Genomic DNA, 16,730 nt, shown 5'->3' with positions numbered 1-16,730 from the left:
GTCACCTACCGATTCGGAGCCCATCGATGCTTGACCTCGCAGCGGCGTTCATTGCCCTCACGACCTTCTTCACCTACATCAATTACCGCTTCCTGCGCCTGCCGCCGACCATCGGCGTGATGCTGACGGCCCTGGTTCTCTCGCTGATCGCACTGGGTTTCTCGGCGCTGGGCTATCCGGTTCTCGAAACCGAGATGCAGGAAATCGTGCGGCGCATCGATTTCTCCTCGGTGCTGATGACCTGGTTCCTGCCAGCCCTGCTGTTCGCCGGTGCCTTGCATGTCAACCTCGACGACCTGCGCAGCTACAAGTGGCCCATCGGGATACTGGCCACTGGTGGCGTGCTGATCTCGACCTTCGTGGTGGCCTGGCTGGCCTTCTTCATCTTCGAGCTGTTCGGCTGGCATATCGATTTCATCTACTGCCTGCTGTTCGGCGCGCTGATTTCGCCGACCGATCCGATCGCGGCCATGGGCATTCTCAAGAGCAGCGGGGCGCCCCAGCCGTTGCAGACCACCATCGTCGGCGAGTCGCTGTTCAATGACGGCACCGCGGTGGTGCTGTTCAGCATCCTGCTGGGGGTGCTGAGTCTCGGGGAGATGCCGACCCTGGGCGGCTTCGGCCTGCTGTTCGCCAAGGAGGCGGTCGGTGGCATCCTGCTGGGCATCGCGCTGGGCTACGGCGTGTTCTACCTGCTGCGCCAGGTGGGCGAACATCAGCCCTCGGTGATGCTGACCCTGGCGCTGGTGTTCGGCGGCTCCGCCGTCGCCACGCACCTGCACGTTTCGGCGCCGATCGTGATGGCCGTGGCCGGCCTGATCATCGGCAACCAGGGCCGCAAGACCGCGATGACCGAAAGCACCCGGCGCTACGTCGACGGCTTCTGGGAGCTGATCGACGAAATCCTCAACGCGTTGCTGTTTGCGCTCATCGGGCTGGAACTGCTGATCCTGCCGTTCGGCTGGCTGCACGTGGTGGCCGCCTTCCTGCTGGGCGGCGCGGTGCTGCTGTCGCGCGTGCTCACCGTGGCGCCGATGATCATGGCGCTGCGCAAGCTGAGGAGCAGCGCCGATCGGCAGATCACCCGCGGCACCGTTCGTATCCTGTCCTGGGGCGGCCTGCGGGGAGGAGTTTCGGTGGCGCTGGCGCTGTCCCTGCCGCTGGGCGAGGAGCGTGACCTGTTGCTCAACCTCACCTACATCGTCGTGCTGGTCTCGATCCTGTTGCAGGGCCTGACGGTGGGGCCGCTGGTGCGCTCGCTATATGGCAACGAGCCCGAAAGGGAAGCGGCTGACGCGCACTGACCCAGTCATTGCGCGGCCCAGCCGCCGTCCATGTTCCAGGCGGCGCCGCGCACCTGCCGGCCGGCATCGCTGCAGAGAAACAGTGCCAGCTCGCCCAGCTGTTCGGGGGTGACGAATTCCAGCGAGGGTTGCTTCTCGGCCAGCAAGTCATGGCGGGCGCGCTGCACATCGCCGTCGGCCCGGGCGCGCTCGTCGATCTGCTGCTGCACCAGCGGCGTCAGTACCCAGCCGGGGCAGAGCGCATTGCAGGTGATGTCGGTGGTGGCGGTTTCCAGCGCCACCACCTTGGTCAGGCCGACCACGCCGTGCTTGGCGGCGACATAGGCGGCCTTCTGCGACGATCCCACCAGGCCATGCACCGAGGCGATGTTGATGATGCGTCCCCAGCCCCGTTGGCGCATGCCCGGCAGCGCCAGGCGGGTGGCATGGAAAACGGCCGACAGGTTGACCGCGATGATCGCGTCCCAGCGCTCCGGCGGAAATTCCTCCACCGGTGCGACGTGCTGAATGCCGGCATTGTTGACCAGGATGTCGACTCCGGCGAAGTCGCGGGCGGCGTAGGCGAACAGCTCGGCGATCTGCTCGGGATGTGCAAGATCGGCCGGGTGAAAGCCGACCTGGCCACCGAATCGTGCCACCTCGGCCTGCGCCGCGTCGCTGTCGCCGAAGCCGTTGAGGATCAGTTGCGCGCCTGCCGCGGCCAGTTTCCGTGCGATGCCCAGGCCGATACCGCTGGTGGAGCCGGTGACCAAAGCGGTCTTGCCGTCGAGTCGCATGCTTGTCCCTCCGTTGCCTTGCAGTACAGGATAGGCACTGCTTGGCGTTTCGAGAGGCTCCGATGCCGGTTTTCCTGTTATTGCTGATGCTGCTGCCTTCGCTGGGTCAGGCGCAGTCCTTGCTGGCGCTGCGAATCGGCGCTGCCGAACTGCAGGCCGAATATGCCGTCACCGCCCGAGAGCGGGAGCGCGGGTTGATGGAGCGCACCGAGCTGCCGGCGAATCGCGGCATGCTGTTTCGCTTCGACGATTTCCGCCGCCACTGCCTGTGGATGAAGGACACCCCGCTGCCGCTGTCCGCCGCCTTTCTGGACGAGGCGGGAAGGGTCGTCGATCTGATCGACCTGGAGCCGTTGAGCAAGGCGATCCGCTGCTCGCGGGAGCCGGCCCGCTATGCGCTGGAGGTCAACCGGGGCTGGTTCGCGGAGCAGAGGATCGGCGTGGGCGCACGGGTGCAGGGGATTCCGGGCCAATAGTCCGGCCGCAGGTGGAAAAGGCCATTGGCCGTTTTCCACCCTACGGAACGGGACGCAGGTGAATGACGGCGCAGCCTCATCCACCGTTGCCGTTTGCCTCGATCAATACTTGAACTGGCCCACCAGCGATTGCAGGCCTGCCGCCAGATGGGCGAGCTGACTGCTGGCCTGCGCGGTCTGGCCGGCGGCCTCGGTCACCCGGTCGGCCACCTGGTTGATGTTCACCACGTTCTGGCTGATCTCGTCGGACACCGCGCTCTGTTGCTCTGCCGCGCTGGCGATCTGGACGTTCATGTCGCTGATGCTGGCCACCGCGCTGGTGATGCTGGTCAGCGAACTGCCGGCCTGCTGGGCCTGGAGCACGCTGGAATCGACCTGGGCCCTGCCGCGATGCATCACCTCGGCGGCGTTGCGCGCGCCGGATTGCAGCTGCTCGATCACCTGCTGAATCTCCAGGGTCGATTGTTGGGTGCGCGAGGCGAGCGTGCGCACCTCGTCCGCCACCACGGCGAAACCGCGACCCTGCTCACCGGCCCGCGCCGCTTCGATGGCCGCGTTCAGCGCCAGCAGGTTGGTTTGCTCGGCGACGCCGCGAATCACCTCCAGCACGGCGCTGATGCTCTGGCTGTCGGTTTCCAGGCGCTGGATGGCGCTGGCGGTGTGTTCGACCTCGACCGAAACGCTTTCGATCGAACTGACCGTCTCGTGCACCACCTGCTGGCCCTGCTGGGCTTCGCGGTCGGCTGCCTGGGCCGATGCTGCGGCCTGGGCGGCGTTGCGTGCCATATCCTGCACGGTCGCGGTCATCTCGTTCATCGCCGTGGCCACCTGCTCGATCTCATGGCGCTGTTGCGCGACGTCGCGGTTGAATTCGTCGGTGATCGCCGACATCTCCTCGGCTGCCGCGGCCACCTGGGACGTGGAGCCCGCCACTTCGCTGACCAGCCGGCGCACTTTTTCGGCGAACTGGTTGAAGGCCTGGCCCAGCTCGGCCACCTCGTTGCGCCCGCGCTCTTCCAGGCGGCGGGTGAGGTCGCCTTCACCGGCGGCGATGTCGCGCATCGCATCGACCGCCACGCGGATCGGCCGCACGATGCCGCGCGCCACGAGAGCGGCGACGAGCAGGCCGAGGGCAATGGCGATACCGGCGACGATCAGCGCGGTATTGCGCATGTCCGCGAGCGCGTCGGCGTAATGGCTGCGGTCCATGGCGACTTCCAGCACGCCCAGGGGCTTGCCGGAGAAGTCCTGCACCGCCGCGACGAGTATCGCCAGGGGCCGCTCGCCGAGGTCCGTCCGGAAGAGCACGTCCTGCCCGGCGAAGGCCTGGGCACGCTGGCGGTCGCTGATCAGGGCGCCACTTTCGAAGGTGCTGGCGAAGGTTTCGAAAGCGCCGTTTGCGTCGCGCAGCACCAGGCCCACATCGACGCCGTAGCGTGTCTTGAAGGTGTCGAAGAAGGCCTGGCCGAAGGACAGACCGAACTCCACCGAGCCCACATGACGGCCTTCGTGCCTGACCGGTACCAGGCCGCGAATACCCAGCCCGGCCACGCCGGATTCCACGCCCCGCACGGGCGCCTGACGGCTGTTGGTCTCGACGATGGTCTGGCGGATCGCGGAGAGGTCGTCGCCGAACTGGGCCGGCTTGTGCACCCGCAGGAAGGACGTCGCCGGCGCCTTGTGGAACTGGAACTGACTCAGGCCGTAGTCCTTCGCCAACTGCTGGTAGCCGGGCACGAACAGCTCGGAGAGGCGCTGCCGGTCGTTCCCGGCCATCGCCTGCTGAACCTCGGGAACGCTGGCGACCAGTGCCGAAAGGCGCTCGGCGGTGAGGCTTTCCGAGGCGATCGCGGTGCTGACGTTATCGACGATGCTGCGCAACTCGCGGCGCTCGGCATCGGCCAGAAGATTCTCGAAGCGGCCGAAGAACAGCGAAGCGAGGACGGTGACGGTCACGATCAGCAACAGCACGAAGCTGATCGCGATGCGCTGACCGATGCGGATATTGGCGAACATGCAAGGGGGCTCCCGGCAGCGGACCTGCCGTCAAGTATCGTTGGGGGAAGGAGGGGCCAGGGTGAGCAGGCGATGGTGTTATATCGACCAGCGGCGGGTGGGCTTTAAGTCGATTCTGTCTGTGCGGCGATGGTCTGTGCGTGGTTCGGCTGGACGCGTGGAAAATGCTTCGCCGTTATCCACCCTACGGCTGCCGGCTCGGTGGGTGGATAACGGCGGAGCCTTGTCCACCGTTTGCCCGGGCTCAATCCAGCGGCAGTTCCGTGGTCCGCTTCACCTCGCTCATGGCGATGTGCGAATGCGCCTCCTGCACATGGGGGCGCTGCAGCAACTGGTCGCGCAGGAAGCGTTCATAGCTATCGATGTCCTTGGCCACAACCTTGAGCAGGTAGTCCGATTCGCCGGCCATGGTGTGGCACTCCAGCACCTCGGGGTAGCCCACTACCGCCTGTTCGAATTCGTCCAGATTGCTGCGCCCGTGGGCGGAGAGCTTGATGTTGACGAATACCGTCATGTTCAGCCCGAGCTTCTTCGGGTTGAGCAGGGCGACCTTGCGCTCGATCAGCCCTTCCTCCTGCATGCGGTGAATGCGTCGCCAGCACGGCGATTGCGACAGCTCCACCTTGTCGGCGATTTCCGCGGCGGAGAGGTCGGCGTTGTGCTGCAGCAGCAGGAGGATCTTGCGGTCGATGCTGCTCAGGGGGATCTGCATGTTTCTTCCTGTTTTGTTGTTATGGGCGAAACGTTCATGCACAGGATGGCCGTTTCCTTACAAAAGTAGAAAGAAAATCTCCCGCCGTCACGGCCACACTGCAAGTCAAATGCGCAGCGGTGGGGCCACCCCTCGCCGATTGCGCCCAGGCGGGTGGCGTACAACGCCGCCCTGACTCCGATAACAACAAAGAGGAGCGCCACATGTCCCTGGCCGAGATCCGTCTGGACGACAAGTACCGCCTTGCAACCGGTCATCTGTACCTCACCGGCACCCAGGCGCTGACCCGCCTGCCGATGTTGCAGCACCAGCGCGACCAGGCCTGTGGCCTGAATACCGGCGGCTTCATTTCCGGCTACCGCGGCTCGCCGCTGGGCGGGCTGGACAAGAGCCTCTGGGAAGCCCGTGACTACCTCAAGCAGAACGCCATCCATTTCCAGCCGGGCCTGAACGAGGAGTTGGCCGCCACCGCCGTGTGGGGCAGCCAGCAGACCAATCTGTTTCCCGGCGCCCGCCACGACGGCGTCTTCGCCATGTGGTACGGCAAGGGGCCGGGCGTCGATCGCGCCGGTGACGTCTTCAAACATGGCAACGCCGCCGGCGTCTCGCCCAACGGCGGCGTGCTGCTGCTGGCCGGCGACGATCATGGCTGCAAGTCCTCGACGCTGCCGCATCAGAGCGAGCATGCCTTCATTGCTGCATCGATTCCGGTGCTGAATCCGGCCAACGTCCAGGAAATCCTCGACTACGGCATCATCGGCTGGGAGTTGTCGCGCTATTCCGGTTGCTGGGTGGCGCTCAAGACCATCGCCGAGAACGTCGATTCCTCCGCCGTGGTGGAGGTCGACCCGCTGCGCGTGCAGACCTGCATCCCCGAGGACTTCGAGCTGCCCGAGGACGGCGTGCACATCCGCTGGCCGGACCCGCCGCTGGCCCAGGAAAAGCGCCTCAACCTGTTCAAGATCTACGCCGCCCGGGCTTTTGCGCGCGCCAACCACCTCAACCGGGTGATGCTCGACTCGCCCAATCCGCGCCTGGGGATCATCACCACCGGCAAGTCCTACCTCGACGTGCGCCAGGCGCTGGACGACCTCGGCCTCGACGAGGCGCTGTGCGCCCAGGTCGGCCTGCGGGTGCTCAAGGTCGGCATGAGCTGGCCGCTGGAGCCGGTCTCGGTGCACGAGTTCGCCCGTGGCCTGGACGAGATCCTGGTGGTCGAGGAAAAGCGCAGCATCATCGAGGACCAGCTTACCGGGCAGCTCTACAACTGGCCGGTGGACAAGCGCCCGCGGGTGGTCGGCGAGTTCGACGAGCAGGGCCGTTCGCTGCTGCCCAACCTCAGCGAACTGACCCCGGCGATGATCGCCCGGGTGATCGCCAAACGCCTCGCGCCGATCTACACCAGCGAGAGCATCCTGACCCGCCTGGCCTTTCTCGACGCCAAGGAGAAGGCCCTGGCCGCGCGCAGCTACAGCACCGTGCGCACCCCGCACTACTGCTCCGGCTGCCCGCACAACACCTCCACCAAGGTGCCCGAGGGCAGCCGCGCCTCGGCCGGCATCGGTTGCCACTACATGGTGCAGTGGATGGATCGTCGTACCGAGACCTTCACCCAGATGGGCGGCGAGGGCGTCAACTGGATCGGCCAGGCGCCGTTCACCGACACCCCGCACATGTTCCAGAACCTCGGCGACGGCACCTATTTCCATTCAGGCAGCCTGGCGGTGCGCGCGGCGGTGGCGGCGGGGGTCAACATCACCTTCAAGATTCTCTACAACGATGCGGTGGCCATGACCGGCGGCCAACCCATCGACGGCGAACTGCGTGTCGACCAGCTCAGCCGCCAGGTGCATGACGAGGGCGTCCAGCGCATCGCCATCGTCAGCGACGAGCCCGACAAGTACCCCAGCCGCGACAGCTTCGCGCCGAACGCCAGTTTCCATCACCGCCGCGAGCTGGACGCCGTGCAGCGCGAGCTGCGCGAGTTCAAGGGCGTCTCGGTGATCATCTACGACCAGACCTGCGCCACCGAGAAACGCCGGCGGCGCAAGCGCGGCAAGCTCGAGGACCCGGCCAAGCGCGTGTTCATCAACCCCGCCGTGTGCGAGGGTTGCGGCGACTGTGGCGAGAAATCCAACTGCCTGTCGGTGCTGCCGCTGGAGACCGAGCTGGGACGCAAGCGCGAGATCGACCAGAACGCCTGCAACAAGGACTACTCCTGCGTCGAGGGCTTCTGTCCGAGCTTCGTCACCGTGCACGGCGGCCAGCTGCGTAAGCCCGAGGCGGTGGCCGGCGGCATCGAGGCGGCCGAGTTGCCCGAGCCACAACATCCCTCGCTGGAGCGACCGTGGAACGTGCTGATCCCCGGCGTCGGCGGCAGCGGCGTGACCACCCTCGGTGCGTTGATCGGCATGGCCGCGCACCTGGAGGGCAAGGGTTGCACGGTGCTCGACCAGGCGGGCCTGGCGCAGAAGTTTGGCCCGGTGACCACCCATGTGCGGATCGCCGCCAGGCAGAGCGATATCTACGCTGTGCGCATCGCCGCCGGCGAAGCCGACCTGCTGCTGGGCTGCGATCTGATCGTCGCGGCCGGTGAAGAGGCGCTGACCCGCCTGAACGACAGGATCAGCAACGCTGTGGTGAACAGCTTCGAGGGAGCCACCGCCGAATTCACCCGCAATCCCGACGCCCAGGTCCCGGGTGCGGCCATGCGCCAGGCGATCGCCGATGCGGTAGGTGCGGAAAAGACTCACTTCGTCGACGCTACCCGGCTGGCCACGCGGCTGATGGGCGACAGCATCGCCACCAACCTGTTCCTGCTCGGCTTCGCCTACCAGCAGGGGCTGCTACCGGTGTCGGCCGAGGCCATCGAGAAGGCCATCGGGCTCAATGACGTGTCCACCGAGCTGAACCGCCAGGCCTTCCGCTGGGGTCGCCGCGCGGTGCTCGAGCGCGACGCGGTGGAGCGGCTGGCACGGCCGGTGGAAACCGCCGAGCCTAGCCTGGCCGGACCGATCTGCAAGACCCTCGAAGAGATCGTCGACTGGCGCGTGGACTTCCTTACCCAGTACCAGAACGCCGATCTGGCGCGCCGTTATCGCTACCTGGTGGAGCGCGTGCGCGAGGCCGACACGGCCGACGACCTGGCGCTGTCCAAGGCGGTGGCGCACTACTACTTCAAGCTGCTGGCCTACAAGGACGAGTACGAGGTGGCGCGGCTGTACAGCGAGCCGGAATTCCGCCAGCAACTCGAGACGCAGTTCGAGGGCGATTATCGGCTGCAGTTCCACCTGGCGCCGGCCTGGCTGGCCAAGGCCGACCCGAAGACCGGCGAGCCGCGCAAGCGCGAATTCGGCCCCTGGATGCTGGATATTTTCGGTGTGCTGGCGAAGCTGCGCTTCCTGCGCGGGACACCGCTCGACCCGTTCGGCTATGGTCATGACCGCCGGGTGGAGCGCCAGCTGATCGCCGACTACGAGAAGACCGTCGACGACCTCCTGGCCAAGCTCAAACCGACCAACTACCGCACCGCCGTGGCCATCGCCGCGCTGCCGGAGCTGATCCGCGGCTACGGCCCGGTGAAGGAGCGCGCCATCGCCAAGGCCCGTCAGCAGGAGAAGGTGCTGCGTGAACAGCTCGACAAAGGCGATGAGGTACAGAGCGTGCGGCTGTTCCAGCCGGCGGCGTGACGTGCCTCCGTCTGATGGTTCCCATGCTCCAGCGTGGGAACCTCTTGCAGAAAGCTTCGGCGTTCAGGACGCGGAGCGTCTCCCGGGGACGTGCCCACGCAGGAGCGTGGGCACGATCAGAATTCATGAGCCAGCTGTAGGGCGGCGCAATCGCCGCGGGGGCGTGGCTTTACGGGTTCGGTGTGTGCCGGCTGCTTTTTTGTGGGAGCCCCGCCCTCGGGGCGAAGCTTTCAGTGGGCCCGGCGGTAGGGCCCGGACTTGATGACAACAAACGAGGTAAACCATGTCCGTATTCGCGCATCCCGATTTCGACCGCCACGAACAGGTGGTCTTCTGCCACGACAAGGCATCGGGTCTCAAGGCCATCATCGCCATCCACGACACGCGACTCGGCCCTGCGCTGGGCGGTTGCCGGATGTTTCCCTATGCCAATGACGACGACGCCCTGCGCGACGTGCTGCGCCTGTCGCGCGGCATGACGCTCAAATCCTCCCTGGCCGGCCTGGCGCTGGGCGGCGGCAAGGCGGTGATCATCGGCGATCCGCACACGGGCAAGAGCCAGGCGCTGCTGCACGCCATGGGCGATTTCGTCGACAGCCTCGGCGGGCGCTACATCACCGCCGCCGACTCGGGCACGGGTGATGCCGAGATGCAGGCCTTCGCCCAGCGCACCCGCCATGTGATGGGCGCATCGCCACGCACCACCCTGGATGGCAGCATCGCCAGCGGCGACCCCTCGCCGTCCACCGCGCTCGGCGTGTTCGTCGGGCTCCAGGCGGCGGTGCGGCATCGGCTCGGACATGACGACCTCGCCGGGCTCAAGGTGGCGATCCAGGGCGTCGGCCATGTCGGCTTGGGCCTGGCACGCCATCTCAAGGCGGCCGGCGCCGAGCTGTGGGTGGCAGACATCTTCGACGCCAACGTGCAACAGGCCATGGATGAACTGGACGCCAACGTGGTTCGTCCGCAGGACATCTACGGCCTCGACGTCGACGTGTTCGCCCCCTGCGCCATGGGCGGCATCCTCAACGAACAGACGCTGGAGGTGCTGCGCGCCCCGGTGATCGCCGGGGCCGCCAACAATCAGCTGGCCACGCCCGAGATCGGCGCCGAGCTGCAGCGGCGCAACCAGCTCTGGGCACCGGATTACGCCATCAACGCAGGCGGCATCATCGACGTCTACTACCAGCGCATTGGCGGCGCCGCCGCGCAGGCCGATGCCCATGTCCAGGGCATCGGCGACACCCTGCGGGAAATCTTCACCCGCTCCGCCGCCAGTGGCGAGCCGACCTCGGTCATCGCCGACCGCCTGGCGCTTGAGCGCCTGCAGGCCGGTGGTGAGTCGCGGCCCGAAGCGTTCAAGCGCCAGGCTTCCTGACAGGCACCGGCAGCACGCGGGTGATCGATGGCTCGCCGTAGGGTGGAAAACGCGCGAAGCGCTTTTCCACCACCCGCGGGTCAGCAGCAGACGAGGCTCTCAGGCCAAACAAGTTCGGCCCTACGGTTTGGCCACTGTAGGGCCGAATTCATTCGGCCGTTCGAAGGCCGCGACATCCCACCGCACCGGCTTGTCAGTTTTTCGTTACGCCTGGCAAGCCCCGGAACCAGATTTCCCGCCATGTTCGATGCTGTAAGGAAAAACTGACGGCCAGTCCGTGATCACCAGTCGCCCGGAGACTCGATACGGGGTTGTCCGGTGCCTGGCGCCGGGTTGTGATGAGGCCAGCCAAAGCCGTGTAGCCAGGGTCTGTTGACGTTTCGTCGCGGCCGCGCCGTAGCCTGTTTTCGCGCGGAGCAAGGCATGAGGAGAGAGATTTGGTCATTCCAAATGAACGACGAATAACGCAGCGCCGTGCAAAAACAGGCCCGGCCCTTCGGGTGGGGCCGCCTAGGTTGCGCGGCAAATATCGCCATGCGGTGTTGCGGGACTTGGCAAGGGAATGACCATTGCCTGTGTCCCGCGCCTTGCCTGGCGATATTTGGCGCAGCAACGCGGCTCGCGTCGAAACGTCAACAGACCCTAACCCTCACAACAATAATCAGGAGGCGAAATGAACGCCGTGAACAAGATCGAGCAGCACAATCCCATCGGCACCGACGGTTTCGAGTTCGTTGAATTCACCGCGCCGAACGCCGAAGGCATCGAGCAGCTGCGTACGCTGTTCACCCAGATGGGCTTCACCGAAACGGCCAAGCACCGCTCCAAGGCTGTCTGGCTGTTCCAGCAGAACGACATCAACATCGTCCTCAACGGCAGTCCCAGCGGTCATGTGCGCGAGTTCGCCGAGAAGCACGGGCCGAGCGCCTGCGCCATGGCCTTCCGCGTGAAGAACGCCGCCCAGGCCGCCGCCTACGTCGAATCCCAGGGCGCGAAACTGGTGGGCAGCCATGCCAACTTCGGCGAACTGAACATCCCCTGCGTCGAGGGCATCGGCGGCTCGCTGCTGTACCTCGTCGACCGCTATGGTGACCGGAGTATCTACGACGTCGATTTCGAATACATCGAGGGCCGCACGCCGAACGACAACGCCGTGGGCCTGACCTGCATCGACCACCTGACCCACAACGTCATGCGTGGGCAGATGGACGTCTGGTCCGGCTTCTACGAGCGCATCGCCAACTTCCGCGAGATTCGCTATTTCGATATCGAGGGCAAGCTCACCGGGCTGTTTTCAAGAGCGATGACCGCGCCCTGCGGCAAGATCCGCATCCCGATCAACGAGTCGGCCGACGACAAGTCGCAGATCGAGGAATTCATCCGCGAGTACCACGGCGAGGGCATCCAGCACATCGCGCTCTCCACCGACGATATCTACGAGACGGTCCGGCGCCTGCGCGCCAACGGCGTGGATTTCATGTCCACCCCGGACACCTATTACGAGAAGGTCGATAGCCGCGTGCCGGGTCACGGCGAGCCGCTGGACGAGCTGCGCGAGCTGAACCTGCTGATCGACGGCGCGCCGGGCGACGACGGCATCCTGCTGCAGATCTTCACCAACACGGTGATCGGCCCGATCTTCTTCGAGATCATTCAGCGCAAGGGTAACCAGGGCTTCGGCGAGGGCAATTTCAAGGCCCTGTTCGAATCCATCGAGGAGGACCAGTTGCGCCGGGGCGTGATCGGCGAATGAGGCGTAGGGTCTGTTGCCGTTTCGGCGCGGCTGCGGACGAAATGGCAACAGACCCTAGGGTGGATGTCGCGAAGCACATCCGCCGTCCCCCTTCGATTGAACCGAAAATCGGAACCGGAGCCCTCATGCTGACCCTCTATTCCTACTGGCGCTCCAGCGCCGCCTACCGCGTGCGCATCGCGCTCAACCTCAAGGGACTGGCATACGAAACCGTGCCGGTGCATTTGCTCAAGGACGGCGGCCAGCAGCATTCGGCCGAGTACAAGGCGCTCAACCCGCAGGAGCTGGTGCCCTTGCTGGTCGATGGCCAGGTGCGCATCGGCCAGTCCCTGGCGATCATCGAATATCTGGAAGAGATCTTCCCGCTGCCGTCGCTGCTGCCCGATGACCCACTCGATCGCGCACGGGTGCGTTCGCTGGCGCTACATGTCGCCTGCGATGTGCATCCGCTGAACAACACCCGCGTGCTGCAGTATCTCAGCGGCACGCTGGGTGTCGACGATGAGGCGAAACAGCAGTGGGTCCGCCACTGGATCGCCACCGGCCTGGCCGGCTTCGAGCAGGGGCTCGCCGACTACGACGGCCAGCTGTCACTCGGCGGACGGCCCGGTTATCTGGAGGCATGCCTGATTCCGCAGGTATACAATGCGCGCCGTTTTGCCTGTGACCTCGGCGCCTACCCGCGCATTCTGCAGATGGTCGCGCGCTGCGAAGAGCTGGACGCGTTCCGTAACGCCGCTCCGGAGGTGCAGCCCGACGCCCAATAAGGTTTATCCGCCTTGCATATTCCGTCGTGCCACGAGCGCGGCGGGTTCGATTTCCGTCACAGATAAAAACAAACAGGTGACGCATGACTCGTGAAAAACCCAAGAATCTCTGGCTTTCGCGCTGGGGCTTCGTCCTCGCTGCGACCGGCTCCGCGGTCGGCCTCGGCAATATCTGGAAATTCCCCTACATCACCGGCGAGTACGGTGGCGGCGCCTTCGTGCTGATGTATCTGGCGTGCATCCTGGCCATTGGCATTCCGGTGATGATGACCGAGATCGCCATCGGCCGGCGCGGCCGCGGCAGCCCGATCGACGCCATCAGTCGTGTGGTGCGCGAGGGTGGCGGCCATCCGGCGTGGAAGGCCGTGGGCAGCATGGCGATGCTGGCCGGCTTCATGATCCTCTGCTTCTACGTGGTGGTGGCAGGCTGGGCCTTCGCCTACACCTGGAAAATGCTCGACGGCTCGCTGGCGGCGAGCAGCGTCGAAGGCCTGGCGCAGGTCTTCGAGGCGCACAACGCCAACCCTTGGGCGCTCGGCGGCTGGAGCGTGCTGGTCGCGCTGCTGACGCTGTGGATCGTCGGCAAGGGCGTGCAGGCCGGGGTCGAGCGGGCCTTCCGCTGGATGATGCCGGGGCTGGCGGTGATGCTGCTGATCCTGGTCGGCTATGCGTTCACCAGTGGCGGCTTCGATCGAGGCTTCGCCTTCCTGTTCAGTTTCGACACCTCCAAACTCACCGGCGAAGCGCTGCTGGCGGCACTTGGCCACGCGTTCTTCACGTTGAGTCTGGCCTCCGGTGCGATCCTCACCTACGGCTCGTACATTCCTGACGGCCAATCCATCGTGCGGACCTCCTTCATGGTCGCCATCATCGATACCTGCGTGGCGCTGCTGGCAGGGCTGGCGATCTTCCCGATCATCTTCGCCAACGGCATGGATCCAAGCGCGGGGCCGGGTCTGATCTTCATGAGCCTGCCGCTGGCCTTCCAGCAGATGCCGTTCGGCACCGCGTTCGGCGTGCTGTTCTTCGCCATGGTGTCGATTGCCGCGCTGACCTCGGCGATTTCCATGATCGAGGCGACCGTCGCCTACCTCAACGAGAAGCACGGGGTCAGCCGGACCAAGGCCGCCATCGGTTCTGGCGCGGTGCTGCTGACCATCAGCCTGCTGGCGATGCTGTCGTTCAACGTCGGCGCGGACTGGAAGCTGTTCGGCACGACTTTGTTCGATGCGCTCGACTACCTGACCTCGCGCTGGATGATGCCGCTGGGTGGCATCCTGATGAGCCTGCTGGCTGGCTACTGCCTGCGTGCCGAGATCATGCGCGACGAGCTGGACCTGCCGCCGCTGGGCCATGCGCTGTGGCTGTACATGGTGCGCTACGTCTGCCCGGTGCTGATCCTGATGGTGTTCCTGCACGCCCTCGGCTGGCTGGGCTTCGACCCCTTGCAGCGCTGGTACTGGATCGCCGGCGGGATTGGTCTGCTGACGGTGCTTGGCGAGGCCTTGCGACCAAGAGTGATGCCGGCGTTGGCAGATCGCTGATCCGCATCCGTCCAGGAAAAACCAGCCGAGCGTACGGCTGGTTTTTTCCATTCAGGGTAGGAAACATAAGCGCCATGAATGGGTGGTTATTACGCTCGCTTTAAAGTTATTCCCCGCACGGCCGAGAAACTGATCGATATCAAGGACGATTGCGCTGGCAGGAGCCACTACGTACCGGTTTGTATGCGGGGGCCCTCTCATGTTCAGTCGTCTCAAGTTCAGCCAGAAAATCCTCCTGGCGGCGTGCCTGGTCGTAACCGCTGCGTTTGCGCTGTTCACGCTCTACAACGATTACCAGCAGCGCAATACCATTCGTGCAGGTCTCGAAAGTGACCTGAAGGCGATGGGTGATATCACCGCGCAGAACATCGAGAACTGGCTCTCCGGGCGCATCCTGCTGGTCGAGAGCATGGCGCAATCCGTCGCCAACGACAGCCAGCCGGACTCTGTCGTCGCGCTGCTCGAGCAACAATCCATGGCCTCGACGTTCAGGCTTTCCTATTTCGGTGGGCAGGACGGCAGCCTGATTCTGCGTCCCTTCACCAAGCTGCCCGATGACTACGAGCCACGTGATCGCCCCTGGTACAAGATGGCGATTGCGGCAAAAGCGTCCAGCCTCACCGAGCCCTACATCGATGACGTCGGCCAGGACCTGGTGCTGACCGTCGCCACGCCCGTGGTACGTGCTGGCCAGACGCTGGGCGTGATGGGCGGCGACCTGAGCCTGAAGACCATGGTGGATGCCATCAATGCGCTGGATTTCGGCGGCATGGGCCACGCGTTTTTGGTCAATGCCAAGGGTGAGGTTCTGGTGCACCCCGACCAGAACATGGTGGGCAAGAACCTGCGCGAACTCTATCCGCAGGACACGCCGAGCCTGGACAGCCGCTACAGCGAAGCCAGCCACGCGGGGAATGCCCGTATTCTCAGCTTCAGCCCGGTCACCGGCCTGCCATCGGTGAAGTGGCATGTCGGCATTTCCCTGGACCGCGACAAGGCCTACGCCAGCTTGACGAGTTTTCGCACCTCGGCGCTGATCGTGACCGTGGTTGCCGTGGTCTTCATCCTGGTGCTGCTGGGCATGCTCATCCGCGTGCTGATGGGCCCGCTCACCGACATGGGCCGCGCAATGGCCAATATCGCCGAAGGCGAGGGTGACCTGACGCGTCGGCTCGATGTGCAGTCGCGCGACGAATTCGGTGAACTGGCGACATCCTTCAACCGCTTCGTCGAGCGTATCCACGGCTCGATTCGCGAGGTCTCGTCCGCGACGCAGGCGGTCCACGAAGTGGCGCAACGCGTGCTCAACGCCTCGAATGCCTCTATGGTCAATTCCGACGAGCAGGCCAGCCGCACCAACAGCGTGGCGGCGGCCATCAACGAGCTGGGCGCCGCCGCCCAGGAAATCGCGCGCAACGCGGCCGACGCCTCGCTACAGGCCAGCGGTGCGCGCCAGGATGCCGAGGACGGGCGCGAGGTCGTCCAGCAGAATATCGCCGCCATGCGCGAGCTGTCCGAGAAGATCAGGGCGTCCAGCGCCGAGATCGAAGCGCTGGACGCCAAGACCGTGGACATCGGCCACATCCTCGAAGTGATCCAGGGCATTTCCGAGCAGACCAACCTGCTGGCCCTCAACGCCGCCATCGAGGCCGCGCGGGCAGGCGAAGCCGGCCGGGGCTTCGCGGTGGTGGCGGACGAGGTGCGCAACCTCGCCCATCGCACCCAGAGTTCTGCGCAGGAAATCCAGCAGATGATCGAAGAGTTGCAGGTCGGCGCGCATGCCTCGGTGGAAAACATGGCCGCCAGCCAGCGGCAGAGCGAGGACAGCGTCACCATTGCCGACCGGGCCGGCGAACGCCTGGGCGAAGTCACCCAGCGAATCGGCGAGATCGACGGCATGAACCAGTCCGTGGCGACGGCAACCGAAGAGCAGACCTCGGTGATCGAGTCGCTGAACATGGACATCACCGAGATCAACACCCTCAACCAGGAAGGCGTGGAGAACCTGCAATCCACCCTGCGCGCCTGCAACGACCTGGAACAGCAGGCCGAGCGGCTCAAGCACCTGGTGGGCAGCTTCCGGATATAGGGAGCGGACGCTCGCGCATTAATTGGCGAGTGGCACCTCGCATGGTGCGATGGGGCTGCCCCCTCACCCCGGCCCTCTCCCGCGAGGGGAGAGGGGGAAAAGCAGGCCCTGCATTGGTTGTGCATTTGTGCTGAGCCAGTCAGCCCGTTGTTCCCAGAACCTCTCAGTTTGAAAACCCTTTCTCGAGAGAAGAGAAAGAGCTCCTGCACTGGTTAAGCATTTGTGC

11 protein-coding genes are annotated in these 16,730 nt (G+C 65.2%); 8 read left to right on the top strand and 3 right to left on the bottom strand.

All coding sequences use genetic code 11. The annotated features are described in order from the left end of the window. Positions 1-26: 26 nt before the first annotated feature. Complete coding sequence (locus EA795_RS06655; RefSeq protein ID WP_122076270.1) at positions 27-1,304, top strand: cation:proton antiporter; 1,278 nt, start codon at positions 27-29, stop codon at positions 1,302-1,304. A gap of 5 nt (positions 1,305-1,309) precedes the next feature. Here the strand turns inward: EA795_RS06655 and EA795_RS06650 are convergent, their stop codons facing one another. After that, positions 1,310-2,080 carry a 3-hydroxybutyrate dehydrogenase gene (locus EA795_RS06650; protein ID WP_122076268.1) on the bottom strand — a complete coding sequence of 257 codons (771 nt, stop codon included), beginning with the start codon at positions 2,078-2,080 and terminating at the stop codon, positions 1,310-1,312. Between the two features lie 62 nt (positions 2,081-2,142). Between EA795_RS06650 and EA795_RS06645 the strand changes: the two genes are divergently transcribed. After that, positions 2,143-2,556, top strand: coding sequence for a DUF192 domain-containing protein (locus EA795_RS06645; RefSeq protein WP_122076266.1), 414 nt, complete (start codon positions 2,143-2,145; stop codon positions 2,554-2,556). A gap of 102 nt (positions 2,557-2,658) precedes the next feature. Here EA795_RS06645 and EA795_RS06640 read toward each other — a convergent pair whose 3' ends face one another. Both EA795_RS06640 and EA795_RS06635 read right to left on the bottom strand, forming a co-directional pair. Beyond that, a complete protein-coding gene (locus EA795_RS06640; RefSeq protein ID WP_122076264.1) occupies positions 2,659-4,572 on the bottom strand; it encodes a methyl-accepting chemotaxis protein in 1,914 nt (637 codons plus the stop codon). Between the two features lie 244 nt (positions 4,573-4,816). Continuing rightward, positions 4,817-5,284: an Lrp/AsnC family transcriptional regulator gene (locus tag EA795_RS06635; protein ID WP_014854107.1), complete on the bottom strand. Its 468-nt coding sequence runs from the start codon at positions 5,282-5,284 to the stop codon at positions 4,817-4,819. Positions 5,285-5,487: 203 nt separating this feature from the next. On the opposite strand from EA795_RS06635, the gene EA795_RS06630 reads away from it, so the two are divergent. The 6 genes from EA795_RS06630 (at position 5,488) to EA795_RS06600 (ending at position 16,504) form a co-directional block, all read left to right on the top strand. Continuing rightward, on the top strand, positions 5,488-8,973 hold the full coding sequence (locus EA795_RS06630; protein WP_122076262.1) for an indolepyruvate ferredoxin oxidoreductase family protein: 3,486 nt from the start codon (positions 5,488-5,490) through the stop codon (positions 8,971-8,973). Positions 8,974-9,256: 283 nt separating this feature from the next. Further along, complete coding sequence (locus EA795_RS06625) at positions 9,257-10,351, top strand: Glu/Leu/Phe/Val dehydrogenase dimerization domain-containing protein (RefSeq protein ID WP_122076260.1); 1,095 nt, start codon at positions 9,257-9,259, stop codon at positions 10,349-10,351. Positions 10,352-11,024: 673 nt separating this feature from the next. After that, positions 11,025-12,104, top strand: coding sequence for a 4-hydroxyphenylpyruvate dioxygenase (gene hppD, locus EA795_RS06615; RefSeq protein ID WP_058075190.1), 1,080 nt, complete (start codon positions 11,025-11,027; stop codon positions 12,102-12,104). A gap of 125 nt (positions 12,105-12,229) precedes the next feature. Then, complete coding sequence (gene maiA, locus EA795_RS06610) at positions 12,230-12,871, top strand: maleylacetoacetate isomerase (protein WP_122076258.1); 642 nt, start codon at positions 12,230-12,232, stop codon at positions 12,869-12,871. 83 nt (positions 12,872-12,954) lie between these two features. After that, positions 12,955-14,415 carry a sodium-dependent transporter gene (locus tag EA795_RS06605; RefSeq protein WP_115028323.1) on the top strand — a complete coding sequence of 487 codons (1,461 nt, stop codon included), beginning with the start codon at positions 12,955-12,957 and terminating at the stop codon, positions 14,413-14,415. Between the two features lie 199 nt (positions 14,416-14,614). Further along, positions 14,615-16,504: a methyl-accepting chemotaxis protein gene (locus EA795_RS06600; RefSeq protein ID WP_122076256.1), complete on the top strand. Its 1,890-nt coding sequence runs from the start codon at positions 14,615-14,617 to the stop codon at positions 16,502-16,504. The last annotated feature ends 226 nt before the right edge of the window (positions 16,505-16,730 follow it).

Origin of the sequence: Stutzerimonas nitrititolerans (assembly GCF_003696285.1) — a bacterium.
Classification (GTDB): Bacteria; Pseudomonadota; Gammaproteobacteria; order Pseudomonadales; family Pseudomonadaceae; genus Stutzerimonas; species Stutzerimonas nitrititolerans.
Note: the sequence above shows the minus strand (reverse complement) of the source record. Positions and strands in the feature narration are given on the sequence as shown.